Annotated in this window: 12 protein-coding genes; 2 read left to right on the top strand and 10 right to left on the bottom strand. The window is 59.3% G+C overall.

Going from position 1 to position 13,104, the window contains the following annotated elements:
- Positions 1-66: 66 nt before the first annotated feature.
- The 7 genes from dgoD to leuC form a co-directional block, all read right to left on the bottom strand.
- On the bottom strand, positions 67-1,245 hold the full coding sequence (gene dgoD / locus RYC18_RS21235) for a galactonate dehydratase (protein ID WP_255872618.1): 1,179 nt from the start codon (positions 1,243-1,245) through the stop codon (positions 67-69).
- 23 nt (positions 1,246-1,268) lie between these two features.
- The gene (locus tag RYC18_RS21230; RefSeq protein WP_005753318.1) at positions 1,269-1,904 is read right to left on the bottom strand and encodes a 2-dehydro-3-deoxy-6-phosphogalactonate aldolase; all 636 of its coding nucleotides are present in this window, start codon (positions 1,902-1,904) and stop codon (positions 1,269-1,271) included.
- A 1-nt stretch (position 1,905) separates the two neighbouring features.
- Positions 1,906-2,910 carry a 2-dehydro-3-deoxygalactonokinase gene (locus RYC18_RS21225; RefSeq protein ID WP_044343275.1) on the bottom strand — a complete coding sequence of 335 codons (1,005 nt, stop codon included), beginning with the start codon at positions 2,908-2,910 and terminating at the stop codon, positions 1,906-1,908.
- A gap of 180 nt (positions 2,911-3,090) precedes the next feature.
- Positions 3,091-4,203 (bottom strand): aspartate-semialdehyde dehydrogenase, encoded by a 1,113-nt coding sequence (gene asd / locus RYC18_RS21220; RefSeq protein WP_002552957.1) that lies wholly within the window; start codon positions 4,201-4,203, stop codon positions 3,091-3,093.
- Positions 4,204-4,273: 70 nt separating this feature from the next.
- Entirely contained in the window at positions 4,274-5,356 is a 1,083-nt protein-coding gene (gene leuB / locus RYC18_RS21215) for a 3-isopropylmalate dehydrogenase (protein ID WP_004658980.1), read from the bottom strand.
- A gap of 147 nt (positions 5,357-5,503) precedes the next feature.
- Positions 5,504-6,145, bottom strand: a complete 642-nt coding sequence (gene leuD, locus RYC18_RS21210) for a 3-isopropylmalate dehydratase small subunit (RefSeq protein WP_005753311.1) — start codon at positions 6,143-6,145, stop codon at positions 5,504-5,506.
- A 10-nt stretch (positions 6,146-6,155) separates the two neighbouring features.
- Positions 6,156-7,580, bottom strand: a complete 1,425-nt coding sequence (gene leuC / locus RYC18_RS21205) for a 3-isopropylmalate dehydratase large subunit (protein ID WP_002552954.1) — start codon at positions 7,578-7,580, stop codon at positions 6,156-6,158.
- Between the two features lie 145 nt (positions 7,581-7,725).
- On the opposite strand from leuC, the gene RYC18_RS21200 reads away from it, so the two are divergent.
- On the top strand, positions 7,726-8,595 hold the full coding sequence (locus RYC18_RS21200; protein WP_002552953.1) for a LysR family transcriptional regulator: 870 nt from the start codon (positions 7,726-7,728) through the stop codon (positions 8,593-8,595).
- Between the two features lie 70 nt (positions 8,596-8,665).
- On the top strand, positions 8,666-10,855 hold the full coding sequence (locus RYC18_RS21195) for a putative bifunctional diguanylate cyclase/phosphodiesterase (protein ID WP_004667509.1): 2,190 nt from the start codon (positions 8,666-8,668) through the stop codon (positions 10,853-10,855).
- A 45-nt stretch (positions 10,856-10,900) separates the two neighbouring features.
- Here RYC18_RS21195 and RYC18_RS21190 read toward each other — a convergent pair whose 3' ends face one another.
- The 3 genes from RYC18_RS21190 to RYC18_RS21180 form a co-directional block, all read right to left on the bottom strand.
- Positions 10,901-11,344 (bottom strand): Hsp20 family protein, encoded by a 444-nt coding sequence (locus RYC18_RS21190; RefSeq protein WP_002552950.1) that lies wholly within the window; start codon positions 11,342-11,344, stop codon positions 10,901-10,903.
- Positions 11,345-11,473: 129 nt separating this feature from the next.
- Positions 11,474-12,439, bottom strand: coding sequence for a tRNA dihydrouridine synthase (locus RYC18_RS21185; RefSeq protein ID WP_005745236.1), 966 nt, complete (start codon positions 12,437-12,439; stop codon positions 11,474-11,476).
- 29 nt (positions 12,440-12,468) lie between these two features.
- On the bottom strand, positions 12,469-12,930 hold the full coding sequence (locus tag RYC18_RS21180) for an acyl-CoA thioesterase (protein ID WP_004658990.1): 462 nt from the start codon (positions 12,928-12,930) through the stop codon (positions 12,469-12,471).
- Between the last annotated feature and the right edge of the window lie 174 nt (positions 12,931-13,104).

Here is a 13,104-nt window from a genome sequence, read left to right as displayed (position 1 = left end):
CTCAGGACTTATGTATAACGCTGAGTGCAGAGCGTGGGAACGATGGTTATGGGGATTTACTGTGCTCTACCACTCAGCAAAACTGCCATCGGCATGGCGCCAGATCGGGTTGCGCCAGCGGTGGCCGATGGCCGCGCGTTCGATGACATATTCTTCGTTGATCTCAATGCCCAGGCCCGGCCCGTTGGGAATCTTGACCATGCCTTTGTCGTAGTCGAAGACTTCCGGGTGCTTCACGTAATCGAGCAGATCGTTGCTTTCGTTGTAGTGAATGCCCAGGCTCTGTTCCTGAATGAAGGCGTTGTAACAAACCGCGTCCAGTTGCAGGCATGCCGCCAGCGCGATAGGTCCGAGCGGACAATGCAGCGCCAGCGCGACGTCATACGCTTCGGCCATATTGGCGATCTTGCGGGTTTCAGTGATGCCACCGGCGTGGGACGCATCAGGCTGGATAATGTCGACATAACCTTCGCTCAACACGCGCTTGAAGTCCCAGCGTGAGAACAGCCGTTCACCCAGGGCAATCGGCGTGCTGGTCAGCGGTGCCAGCTCCTTCAGTGCTTCATAGTTCTCGCTGAGCACCGGCTCTTCGATGAACATCAGCTTGTAGGCGTCCAGCTCCTTCATCAGCACCTTGGCCATGGGCTTGTGAACCCGGCCATGGAAGTCCACACCGATGCCCACATTCGGCCCGACCGCATCGCGCACGGCAGCCACGTTGGCCAGCGCCAGGTCGACCTTGTCGAAGGTGTCGAGAAATTGCAGCTCTTCGGTGCCATTCATTTTCACCGCAGTAAAACCACGTCCGACCGCTTCTTTCGCAGCCCGCGCCGTGTCTGCAGGGCGGTCACCACCGATCCACGAATAGACGCGAATCTTGTCACGCACCTGACCACCGAGCAGGTCGCTGACGGAAACGCCCAGAGCCTTGCCCTTGATGTCCCACAACGCCTGATCGATGCCTGCCAGAGCACTCATGTGGATCGCCCCACCCCGATAGAAGCCGCCGCGGTACAGCACCGTCCAGATGTCTTCGATATTGCGTGGGTCCTTGCCGATCAGGTAATCGGAGAGCTCTTCCACTGCAGCGGCCACGGTGTGCGCGCGGCCTTCGACCACTGGCTCGCCCCAGCCGACAACGCCCTCGTCGGTCTCGACCTTGAGGAAGCACCAGCGTGGCGGAACGATGAACGTGGTGAGTTTGGTGATTTTCATGGGTGCGGTTTCTCTTGTTGATTCTCTTATTGGATAGCGACTACCGGCGCCGGTCAGTCTGCAAGCGTTGCGCTGTGCTGCTTCCAGGCAGCAACATAGGCCTGGGCGCGCTCAGTAACGTCGGCGACGCTCATGCCTGGCTTGAATAGCCCGGAGCCCAGGCCAAAGCCTTTAACGCCGGCATCAAGGAACACCTTCATGTTGTCCGGCGAGATCCCCCCGACCGGCAACAGAATCGTGCCCTTGGGCAATACCGCCAGCCACGCCTTGACCACCGCGGGCGACATCTGCTCGGCAGGAAACAGCTTCAGCACATCAGCCCCTTCGGCCAGCGCGGCAAAGGCTTCGGTCGGCGTCGCCACGCCCGGTGAGAGGAACAGCCCGGCAGCCTTGGCTGCACGCAACACCTTCGCATCGCTGTGCGGCATGACAATCACTTGGCCTCCGGCATCCTTGACCTGAGTCACCTGCTCCGGGGTCAGCACCGTTCCCGCACCGATCAGGCAATCGGCTGGCAGTTGCTGGCGCAACAAGCGGATGCTGTCGAACGGCTGTGGAGAGTTGAGCGGCACTTCAATGACCCGAAAACCGGCCTCGTACAACACATCGCCAATCGCAGGCGCTTCTTCGGGACGCAGGCCGCGCAGGATTGCGACCAGACCGTTTTCCTTCAATGCTTGCTTGAGCATGTCAAACCTCTCGAATGTGTTGGGACGAGCGGCGCGCGATCAGACCGGCTTGAACGGCGACCTGCCAGAGGCCGCGCTCGGTCGCCTGCTCGGCCAATGTCACGCCGGGAAAGCCACAAACGGCCAGCCCGCGTGCATAGCGCGTGCACAGCGAATCGCTGCCGATGAGGATCACCGCAGGCAATTGTTCGTGGTTGTGCAGATGCAGCCTGGCGATGGCGCCCAGTTCATGGCCAATCAACAGGCCGGAAAGATAGTCAGGTTGCGCACTGGCAGCCAAATGCCCGGTAAGGCCGAGCGTTCGTGTGCTGAAAATCGTCGATAGCGGCCCGGCAGAGCCCGCGTCGGACAGGGCAATCGACAAGCCGCGGTCAAACGCCTGCTCGTCGAACGCCTCCGAAGGCTGCATGGTGCGTCCCAGAATAGTGTGCGCGCAGAGCGCGGCGTAGACCTCGCCGGTCATGAAGGTGTCGAAGTGAACAATGCGACCCCGTTCTACCTGCACCCATTTGGAGTGGCTGCCGGGCAGACCGATCAGCAGCTGCTGGCTGCTCTGCCCGGCGTCGAGGCCGGCCAGCACACCCAGCACCTGGGTTTCTTCGCCACGCATGACGTTGGGCAGGGTCGAGCGTTGCAGGACGCCGGGGATGATGTGCACCGTCACGCCGCGCACGCTGCGCACCGTCTGCAGCGCTGCGCTCAGCTCATTGACGCTGGCCGGCGTTTCCCGGTAAGCCGCCTCGCGCCAGCCCTGTGCGCTGCCGACCATGCCACAGGCAATCACCGGCAGGTCCGGTTGGGCGTCGAGCCAGTCGCCGCACGCCTGGTCAAAGGCCAACTCGAAACCGTCACTGCAGAACTGCCCCGCGATCAGCCGCGGCGTGGTCGGCAACTGCATGATGCCCGCGCTCAATGCGCGCTGTTCCAGTACCTGGCCATGTTCGCCAAGTCGATAAGCACGAAGTGAGGTTGTCCCCCAATCGAGCGCGATCAATTGCGCCTGCATTGCGTCACCTGTTGTTTTTTTGGAAGTGAGTGCAGGACGACTATAAACCCGTTGTTACACTTATCTCAATATGTAAATTTCAATCCCATATATAGGGAAAAAAGACAGTCAATCAAAAGTATCAGGCACTAAAAAACCCGCCTTCCTTTCGGAAAGCGGGTTTGCTGTAAAACCGAAGCCTCAACGCTCCAGCAGGATTCTCAGCATGCGGCGCAGCGGCTCTGCCGCGCCCCACAACAGCTGGTCACCCACGGTAAAGGCACCCAGGTACTGCGAACCCATGTTCAGTTTGCGCAAACGGCCCACCGGAATACTCATGGTGCCGGTTACGGCAGTCGGGCTCAGCTCGTGCATGCTGGCTTCACGGTTGTTCGGCACCAGCTTGACCCACGGGTTGTGCTGGCTGATCAAGCCTTCGATGTCCGCAATCGGCACATCCTTGTTCAGCTTGATGGTCAGCGCCTGACTGTGGCAACGCATGGCACCGATGCGTACGCAAATGCCGTCGACCGGGATCGGGCTCTTGAAGCGACCGAGAATCTTGTTGGTCTCGGCCTGGCCTTTCCACTCTTCGCGGCTCTGGCCGTTCGGCAACGCCTTGTCGATCCACGGGATCAGACTGCCCGCCAGTGGCACACCGAAATTCTCGGTCGGGAACGACTCGCTGCGCATGGCTTCAGCCACCTTGCGGTCGATATCCAGAATGGCGCTGGCCGGGTTGGCCAGATCATCGGCCACCGAGGCATGCACGGCGCCCATCTGCCTGATCAGCTCACGCATGTTCTGCGCGCCGGCTCCGGAGGCCGCCTGATAGGTCATGACGTTCATCCACTCGACCAGCCCGGCGTCGAACAGACCGCCCAGGCCCATCAGCATCAGACTGACCGTGCAGTTACCGCCGATATAGTTTTTGGTGCCCGCGTCCAGCTGCTGGTCGATGACCTTGCGGTTCACAGGGTCGAGCACGATAACGGCGTCATCCTGCATGCGCAGACTGGAAGCGGCATCGATCCAGTAACCCTGCCAGCCGGCTTCGCGCAGCTTGGGGAACACCTCATTGGTGTAGTCGCCACCCTGACAGGTCAGCACTACGTCCAGGGTTTTCAGCTCATCGATGCTGTAGGCGTCTTTCAGTGGCGCAACATCCTTGCCCACCGAAGGCGCCTGGCCACCGACATTGGAAGTAGTGAAGAACACCGGCTCAATGAGATCGAAGTCCTGCTCTTCCCGCATCCGCTGCATGAGCACGGAACCGACCATGCCGCGCCAACCGATCAGACCTACACGTTTCATCGCAACTACACCTTGAATAAAAGTGGGACCACCGCTCTGCGCATGCACAGCAGGCGGCGGGCCAGAGAGATTACAGATTCCGCAGCGCGGCGACTACTGCATCGCCCATTTCCTGCGTACCAACTTTGACTTTGCCTTCCGACCAGATGTCGCCGGTGCGGATGCCCTGATCCAGTACCACGCTGACCGCCTTCTCGATGGCGTCAGCCGCGTCGGTCAGGTTGAAGCTGTAACGCAGCATCATCGATACCGACAGAATGGTCGCCAGCGGGTTGGCAATGCCTTTGCCGGCGATGTCCGGCGCCGAACCATGACAAGGCTCGTACATGCCCTTGTTGGCGGTGTCCAGCGAAGCCGACGGCAGCATGCCGATGGAACCGGTGAGCATCGACGCCTGATCGGACAGAATGTCGCCGAACAGGTTGTCGGTCACGATTACATCGAACTGCTTGGGCGCACGAACCAGCTGCATGGCGGCGTTATCGACGTACATGTGGCTGAGTTCGACTTCAGGGTAATCCTTGGCCACCTGCTCGACGATTTCGCGCCACAGCTGGCTGGACGCCAGCACGTTGGCCTTGTCTACCGAGCAGAGCTTTTTGCCACGCACCATGGCCATGTCGAAACCGACCTTGGCAATGCGGCGGATCTCGCTTTCGCTGTACGGCAGCGTGTCATAGGCCTGACGCTCGCCATTATCCAGCACGCGAGTGCCGCGTGGCGCGCCGAAGTAGATGCCACCGGTCAGTTCGCGGACGATCAGGATGTCCAGACCGGCAACGATTTCCGGCTTGAGGCTCGACGCATCCGCCAGTTGCGGGTAAAGGATCGCCGGACGCAGATTGCCAAACAGGCCCAGTTGCGAACGAATTTTCAGCAGACCGCGTTCAGGACGGATGTCGCGCTCGATGGTGTCCCATTTCGGGCCGCCGACTGCGCCCAGCAGTACGGCATCGGCCGCACGGGCGCGATCCAGGGTCTCGTCTGCCAGCGGCACGCCGTGTTTGTCGATGGCTGCGCCGCCGATCACGTCGTGGGTCAATTCAAAGCCCAGCTGATACTTTTCGTTGGCCAGTTCCAGCACCTTGACCGCTTCGGTCATGATTTCCGGACCAATACCATCACCTGGGAGAATCAGAATCTGCTTGCTCATAACATCCTCGATTTTGTGCATCGGCGTCGTGAACAACGCCTGTTTATAACGCTCGCAGCGGCGAAAAATTTATCACCTGTCTTAAACACTTTTGCCAGCAAGGCGCAGGGCCCCTTGCTGGCAAACAGACAGGTTGCGATGAATCAATCAGTCGCGGAACAGCCACGGCTGACCGGCGCGATGCCTGCTTTCGAAACTGGCAATGGCGTCAGCGTCCATCAGCGTCAGGCCGATGTCGTCCAGGCCGTTGAGCAGGCAATGTTTGCGGAACGCATCGATTTCAAAGCTCAGCACCTTGCCGTCGGGACGGGTCACGGTCTGTGCCTGCAGATCAATGCTCAACTGGTAGCCGGGGCTGGCCTCGACCTGCTTGAACAGCTCGTCGACCTCGGCTTCAGACAGAATGATCGGCAACAGGCCGTTCTTGAAGCTGTTGTTGAAGAAAATGTCCGCGTAGCTCGGCGCAATAATCGCGCAGAAACCATACTCTTCCAGTGCCCACGGCGCATGCTCGCGGCTGGAGCCACAACCGAAGTTTTCCCGGGCCAGCAGCACGCTTGCACCCTGATAACGCTCGTGGTTGAGCACGAAGTCATGGTTCAGCGGACGCTTGGAGTTGTCCTGATACGGCTGCCCCACATCCAGATAACGCCACTCATCGAACAGGTTCGGGCCAAAACCCGTGCGCTTGATCGACTTGAGAAACTGCTTGGGGATGATCTGGTCGGTGTCGACATTGGCACGATCCAGAGGAGCGACCAGGCCATTGTGCTGGGTAAAGGCTTTCATGCTGGATTCCTCAGAGCTGGATCAAGTCGCGAACGTCAATGAAACGGCCATTGACCGCCGCCGCGGCAGCCATCGCAGGGCTTACCAGATGCGTACGGCCGCCAGCGCCCTGACGGCCTTCGAAGTTGCGGTTGGACGTGGATGCGCAATGCTCGCCGGAACCCAGGCGGTCCGGGTTCATCGCCAGGCACATCGAACAGCCCGGCTCACGCCATTCGAAACCGGCTTCGATGAACACCTTGTCCAGCCCTTCCTTCTCGGCCTGCTCCTTGATCAGGCCCGAACCCGGCACTACGATGGCCTGCTTGATGGTCGCAGCCACCTTGCGGCCCTTGGCGACGTCGGCAGCCGCGCGCAGGTCTTCGATTCGCGAGTTGGTGCAAGAACCGATGAACACCCGGTCCAGCTGGATATCGGTGATCGGCTGATTGGCCTTCAGGCCCATGTACTTCAAGGCGCGCTCGATGGAGCCACGCTTGACCAGATCCGGCTCTTGCGCAGGGTCCGGCACGTTCTGATCGACGGCGAGCACCATTTCCGGCGAAGTGCCCCAGCTGACCTGTGGCTTGATCTGCGCGGCGTCCAGCCTGACCACGGTGTCGAATACAGCGTCAGCGTCGGAAACCAGATCCTTCCAGGCCTCGACTGCCAGGTCCCATTCTGCACCTTTAGGGGCAAACGGACGACCCTTGACGTACTCGACGGTCTTTTCGTCGGTGGCAACCATGCCGACCCGGGCACCGGCTTCGATAGACATGTTGCAGATGGTCATGCGGCCTTCGATCGACAGGTCGCGAATTGCGCTGCCGGCGAACTCGATGGCGTAACCGTTACCGCCTGCCGTACCGATCTTGCCAATCACGGCCAGCACGATGTCTTTAGCGGTCACGCCGAACGGCAGTTGCCCTTCGACCGAGACCAGCATGTTCTTCATTTTCTTGGCCACCAGGCACTGAGTCGCGAGCACGTGCTCGACCTCGGAAGTGCCGATACCGTGCGCCAGCGCACCAAATGCGCCGTGGGTCGAGGTGTGCGAGTCGCCGCAGACCACGCTCATGCCTGGCAGGGTTGCACCCTGCTCCGGGCCGATTACATGAACGATACCCTGACGCGGATCGTTCATCTTGAATTCGGTAATGCCGTACTCGTCGCAGTTGTCGTCGAGAGTCTGCACCTGCAGGCGCGACACCTGATCTTCAATGGCGTCGATACCCCCCTTGCGTTCCGACGTGGTCGGCACGTTATGGTCAGGCGTGGCGATGATCGAGTCGATCCGCCATGGCTTGCGCTTCGCCAGCCGCAGGCCTTCGAACGCTTGCGGCGAGGTCACTTCATGGATGATATGGCGGTCAATGTAGATCAGCGCCGAACCGTCGTCGCGCTGCTTGACCAAATGCGAATCCCAGAGCTTGTCGTAGAGCGTTTTCCCGGCCATCGGACGTACTTCCTCATCAGCTTGTTTCTATGCCTTGGGCAATCGTGACGATGACCCCTTGGCTTGTGCGGTCATCGTATGGAATATGCTTAAATAACTCAAATTCATAATTTTCATACTTTGGATAACCAAATGGAATCCGACCATGGATCTCGCCAACCTTAATGCTTTTATTGCCATCGCCGAGACCGGCAGCTTTTCCGGGGCAGGCGAACGCCTGTACCTGACTCAACCAGCCATCAGCAAGCGCATTGCCGGTCTGGAGCAACAATTGAATGTGCGCCTGTTCGACCGCCTGGGCCGGGAAGTCAGCCTCACCGAGGCCGGACGCGCCCTGCTGCCACGTGCCTATCAGATTCTGAACGTTCTGGATGACACTCGCCGCGCGCTGACCAACCTGACCGGCGAAGTCACCGGGCGGCTCACTCTGGCGACCAGTCACCATATTGGCCTGCATCGCCTGCCCCCGGTATTACGGGCATTTACCCGGACCTATCCAAAGGTCGCACTGGACATTCAGTTCCTGGACTCGGAAATTGCCTATGAGGAAATTCTTCACGGGCGCGCCGAACTGGCAGTCATTACACTCGCACCCGAACCGCATACGCTGATCCGCGCCGTGCCCGTGTGGGACGACCCGCTGGACTTCGTCGCGGCACCGGAACATCCGCTGGCCAACAGCGGCCCCATGAAACTGGAGGATGTCGTGCGCTATCCGGCAGTATTTCCGGGCGGTAACACGTTTACCCATCACATTGTCAGCGGTTTGTGCGAAGCCCAGGGCCTCAAGCCCAACATCGCGATGAGTACCAACTATATGGAGACTATCAAGATGATGGTCTCCATTGGCCTTGCCTGGAGCGTTCTGCCACGCACCATGCTCGACGAACAAGTGGCGCGCATTCCATTGCCGGGCGTGCAACTCAATCGCCAGCTAGGCTACATCCTGCATACCGAACGCACGCTATCGAATGCAGCAAGAGCATTCATGAAACTGCTCGATGCGCAGACATAGTAGGTAGACCATGCTGCAAACTGCAGACTGATCGCCCTATCGGTTCTTTCGATTAAAGGCTCGTGATCACATGTCCAACCCACCGGATAACTCCGTGCTGAAAGTCCCTGCACAGGCAGCCACCCCCAGCCTGCCGCCGACAGGCGCGGAGCGCGTCCTCCAGCAAACCCGGGACCGTCTGGAACTGGCGCTGGAACTGGCGCATATGGGCACCTGGGATCTGGACATTACCGGCAACCGGCTGCAAGCCTCGGCGCGTGCGTCTGCGCTGCACGGCATGGCGGCACTGCCCTTCGACGAGGATGGCCGACAGTTCTTCGGCAGCCTGCCCGCTGAAGAGCGACGACGCATGCGCGCAGTTTATGCTGCGGCACTGGAAAACCAGCAGGATTGCCTGCAGGTGACGTACCGTTTTCAGTTGCAAAACGGCACATCGCGCTTGCTTGAAAGCCGTGCACGAATCTATCGCAATGAACATGGCCAGGCCGTGAAGCTGTCGGGAACCGTGCTGGACATCACCCAACAGTGCGTCCAGTCAGCGCTGGAGGCCAGCGAGGAGAAGTTTGCCAAAGCATTTCACTCAAGCCCGGACTCGATCACCATCACTGAAATCGAGTCCGGCCGCTATGTAGAGGTCAATGACGGCTTCTGTCGCCTGACCGGCTTCAGCGCTCAGGAAGTCCTGGGCCGCACAGCCCACGAAATCGGTATCTGGTCCGACACTGTGCAGCGCGAATACATGATTGACGAACTACGCCAGAAAGGCCGCGTGCATCATCGGGAAATGAATGGTCAGGACAAGCACGGCGCGCCCCTGGTGCTGGACATATCGGTCGAGTTCATCACCCTGAACAACACCGCCTGCCTGCTAATGAACGCCCGAGACATCGGCCAGCTGAAAACCGCCCAGGCACAGGTTCAGCATCTGGCTTATCACGACCCGCTCACCGGGCTGCCCAACCGCGCGCTGCTGATGGACCGCCTCAGCCAGCAAGTCTCGCTGCTCCAGCACCAGAACCTGCGCGGTGCCCTGCTGTTTCTCGACCTGGACCATTTCAAGCACATCAATGACTCACTTGGCCACCCGGTGGGCGACAGCGTGCTGAGCATCATCGCCGCGCGCCTGGAGGCCAGCGTACGTCAGGAGGACACAGTGGCCCGCCTGGGCGGTGACGAGTTCGTGGTGCTGATCTGCGGGCTGGACGGCACCCGTGATGAAGTCACTCAGCAGGTCCGCGTGCTGGCCGACAACCTTCGCGAGCTGCTGGCCGAACCGATGTTCCTCGACGGTCATCGCCTGCAGGTTACGCCGAGCATCGGCATCGTTCTGATTCCGGACGATGGCCTGGCCCCTGCCGATTTGCTCAAACGGGCCGATATTGCGCTGTATCGCGCCAAGGATTCCGGACGCAATGCGTCACAGTTTTTCCATGTATCCATGCAGCAGGCCGTCAGCCAGCGCCTGCGTCTTGAAAACGACTTGCGGCTGGCGCTGACCCGCAACGAATTCCAGCTGCACTTCCAGGCCCAGATCGATTGCCGGGACCAGTACATTACCGGTGCAGAGGCACTGCTGCGCTGGGAGCACCCTGAATACGGGTTGCTGTCACCTGATCAGTTTGTCCAGATACTTGAAGAAAGCGGGATGATTCTGGAGGTCGGCAGCCATATTCTGGACGAGGCCTGCAAAACCGGAGGCCTGCTTTTAAAGCAGGGGCTGATCTCGAAAAACAAATTCCTGATGGGCGTCAATATAAGTCCGCGTCAGTTCCGCCAGAACGACTTTATCGAGCGCGTGCAACACAGCCTCAAGCAGCATCAATTACCTGCCTCCATGCTCAAGCTGGAAATCACTGAAGGCATCGTCATCCAGAACCTTGACGACACCATCCTCAAAATGCTCAGCCTGAAGGAATTGGGCGTGAGTTTTGCGATGGATGACTTCGGCACCGGCTATTCCTCACTGACTTACCTCAAGCGCTTGCCGGTGGATACGCTGAAGATTGACCAGTCCTTCGTTCAGGACGCCACCAGCGACCCCAACGACGCAGAAATCATCCGCGCCATCGTGGCCATGGCTCAGAGCCTGAACCTTAACGTCATCGCTGAAGGCGTCGAAACGCCGGAGCAACTGGCGTTCCTGGAAAGAGTGGGCTGTTACAACTATCAAGGCTACCTGTTCAGCGAACCACTGCCGGGTCCGCAGTTCGAGAACCTGCTGCTAAAACGGCAGTTTCAGGAAACTGCGTCTCTGGAATGAAGACAGAAAAGGCGCCCGAAGGCGCCTCTTCTATAGAACAACTGATTAGCTGCCCAGTACTTTCTGGGTATTGAGCGGAATGCGCTTTGGTTTTGCCTCTTCCGGCACGTTGCGCACCAGGTCGATGCTCAACAGACCGTGAGACAGGTCGGCACCCTTTACCTCGATATTGTCGGCCAGCCTGAACGACAGCTTGAATTCACGCCGGGCAATACCCTGATGCAGATAGGTCACGTTGTCGGCTTCCTGCTCGCGCTTGTTGCCGATCACGGTCAATACGCCCTTCTCGACCTGTAGCTCAAGGTCCTGCTCTTGCATGCCTGCTGCAGCGATCACGATCCGGTAATGATCATCGGTATGCCGCTCCACGTTGTAGGGAGGGTAGCCGCTGGTTGTCTCATTTCGTGCCGCCGACTCGAACAGGTCGTTGAAGCGGTCGAAACCCACTGAGTTGCGAAACAGTGGAGCCAGAGAAAATGCAGTAGCCATAACAATTCTCCTGTTTATCAGCGAGTGGTGTACGCGACCCGTTTTCGGCATCGCTTGATCAGCAAAATAGGGATACCCATTCACTTTTCAAGAGACTTTTTTCAGGTTTTTTTCGACCGTTCGTCGGGGTTAGCTTTCGGGTGAGCAGCCAGGCAGACAGCCCAGCATCACGCCGATTCGATCACAGTCGGTTTCGCGGCGTAGCGCATTGAACATCAGGGTCGCCTCAGGGTAGCTCTTGGTCAGTAGCACCAACCATTGCTTGAGACGACCCGGCGCCTGAATGAGCGTCATCTTGATCAGACAAGCCTGCCAGAAAGCACGCAGCATCGGCTGCAACTCATCCCAGGTCATCGGCACGACCTCTTCACCCTTCTGTGCCGCAGCTATCTGCCTGGCCAGATCAGGGCGCGCCACCAGCCCGCGACCAATCATGATGTCGCGTGCGCCGCATATTTCCCGGCAACGACGCCAATCATCAACGGTCCAGATTTCACCGTTGGCCACCACTGGGACCTTGACCACCTCCTGAATGCGCGCAATCCACTCCCAGTGGGCGGGCGGCTTGTAACCGTCGACCTTGGTGCGTGCGTGAACGACTATTTGCTCAGCCCCGCCGTCAGCCAGTGCCCGGGCACAGTCCAGCGTGCCATCGGTGTTTTCGTAACCCAGACGCATCTTGGCGGTCACTGGAATATGCCTGGGCACGGCACGGCGTACCTGGCTGACGATGGAATGCAGCAGTTCCGGCTCTTTGAGCAGGATTGCGCCACCACGGGAGCGATTGACAGTCTTGGCCGGACAACCGAAGTTCAGGTCCAGTACCGGTGCGCCCAACTCACAGGCGAACGCGGCGTTCTCGGCCAGACACACTGGGTCGGAGCCCAACAGCTGGAGCCGCAAAGGCGTACCTGCGTCGGTCTTCGCGCCTTTGTGGAATTCCGAAGCGTATTTGTAAAAGTAGTGCGCAGGCATCAAGCGCTCGGACACCCGGATGAATTCGGTCACGCACCAGTCGATACCACCTACTTTCGTCAGGGCATCGCGCAGGATGTCGTCGACCAACCCCTCCATGGGCGCCAGAGCAATTTGCATGGGTCACACTCGAAAAAAAGTCCGGCAGTTTACTGCCCGGCGTGCGGATTGGGAACGGTGCCGTCAGGGATGGCTGCGCCATAGCCCTCGATGAACTCGGCGGGCATGCGCTTGGGCCGACCGCTGGACAGTTCGATGCAGACAAAGGTGGTTTGCGCGCGCAGCAACGTCAGGTTGTCGGCGGGTCGCTTGAGCTGAAAGCAACGGGTCATTTTCAGGCGGCGATCCCAATCGACGATCCAGGTCGCCAGTTGCAGTTCATCGTTCTCATAGGCACTGGCCAGATAGTCGATCTCGTGTCTGACCACCGCCATGGCCCGGTCCAGACGCCGGTATTCGGTCAGGTCCAGGCCCAGATACTGCGAATGCCGCCAGGCACAGCGCTCCAGCCAGGAGACGTACACGGCATTATTGGCATGCCCCAGCCCGTCGATGTCTTCAGCGCCGACGTTCAGATCAATGACGAAAGGCGTTGCCCGATCCCAGACCATGCGTGCTCCTGCTTGAGCGAATGTGATTGGCGGGAGTGTAGCGAAGTCAGGATAGTGGCGCGTCTGCTTTTGATTCTGGCCGAAGGCCGTGGGAGCGAACTTGTTCGCGAAAGGACCTGTACATTCCTCACGCTCCAGCGCTCAAAGTCATACACAAGTCTGAATAAGCCCGGA

Source organism: Pseudomonas syringae group sp. 247E2 (assembly GCF_032587795.1).
In the GTDB taxonomy this organism is placed as follows: domain Bacteria; phylum Pseudomonadota; class Gammaproteobacteria; order Pseudomonadales; family Pseudomonadaceae; genus Aquipseudomonas; species Aquipseudomonas amygdali.
The sequence above is the reverse complement of the archived record's forward strand: the minus strand, read 5'-3'. Positions and strand labels throughout refer to the sequence as shown.

Excerpts from the sequence above, each read along its gene's own strand:
- RYC18_RS21230 (WP_005753318.1), bottom strand. The coding sequence starts at position 1,904 with ATGCTCAAGCAAGCATTGAAGGAAAACGGTCTGGTCGCAATCCTGCGC.
- RYC18_RS21225 (WP_044343275.1), bottom strand. The coding sequence starts at position 2,910 with ATGCAGGCGCAATTGATCGCGCTCGATTGGGGGACAACCTCACTTCGT.
- asd (WP_002552957.1), bottom strand. The coding sequence starts at position 4,203 with ATGAAACGTGTAGGTCTGATCGGTTGGCGCGGCATGGTCGGTTCCGTG.
- leuB (WP_004658980.1), bottom strand. The coding sequence starts at position 5,356 with ATGAGCAAGCAGATTCTGATTCTCCCAGGTGATGGTATTGGTCCGGAA.
- leuD (WP_005753311.1), bottom strand. The coding sequence starts at position 6,145 with ATGAAAGCCTTTACCCAGCACAATGGCCTGGTCGCTCCTCTGGATCGT.
- leuC (WP_002552954.1), bottom strand. The coding sequence starts at position 7,580 with ATGGCCGGGAAAACGCTCTACGACAAGCTCTGGGATTCGCATTTGGTC.
- RYC18_RS21200 (WP_002552953.1), top strand. The coding sequence starts at position 7,726 with ATGGATCTCGCCAACCTTAATGCTTTTATTGCCATCGCCGAGACCGGC.
- RYC18_RS21195 (WP_004667509.1), top strand. The coding sequence starts at position 8,666 with ATGTCCAACCCACCGGATAACTCCGTGCTGAAAGTCCCTGCACAGGCA.
- RYC18_RS21190 (WP_002552950.1), bottom strand. The coding sequence starts at position 11,344 with ATGGCTACTGCATTTTCTCTGGCTCCACTGTTTCGCAACTCAGTGGGT.
- RYC18_RS21185 (WP_005745236.1), bottom strand. The coding sequence starts at position 12,439 with ATGCAAATTGCTCTGGCGCCCATGGAGGGGTTGGTCGACGACATCCTG.
- RYC18_RS21180 (WP_004658990.1), bottom strand. The coding sequence starts at position 12,930 with ATGGTCTGGGATCGGGCAACGCCTTTCGTCATTGATCTGAACGTCGGC.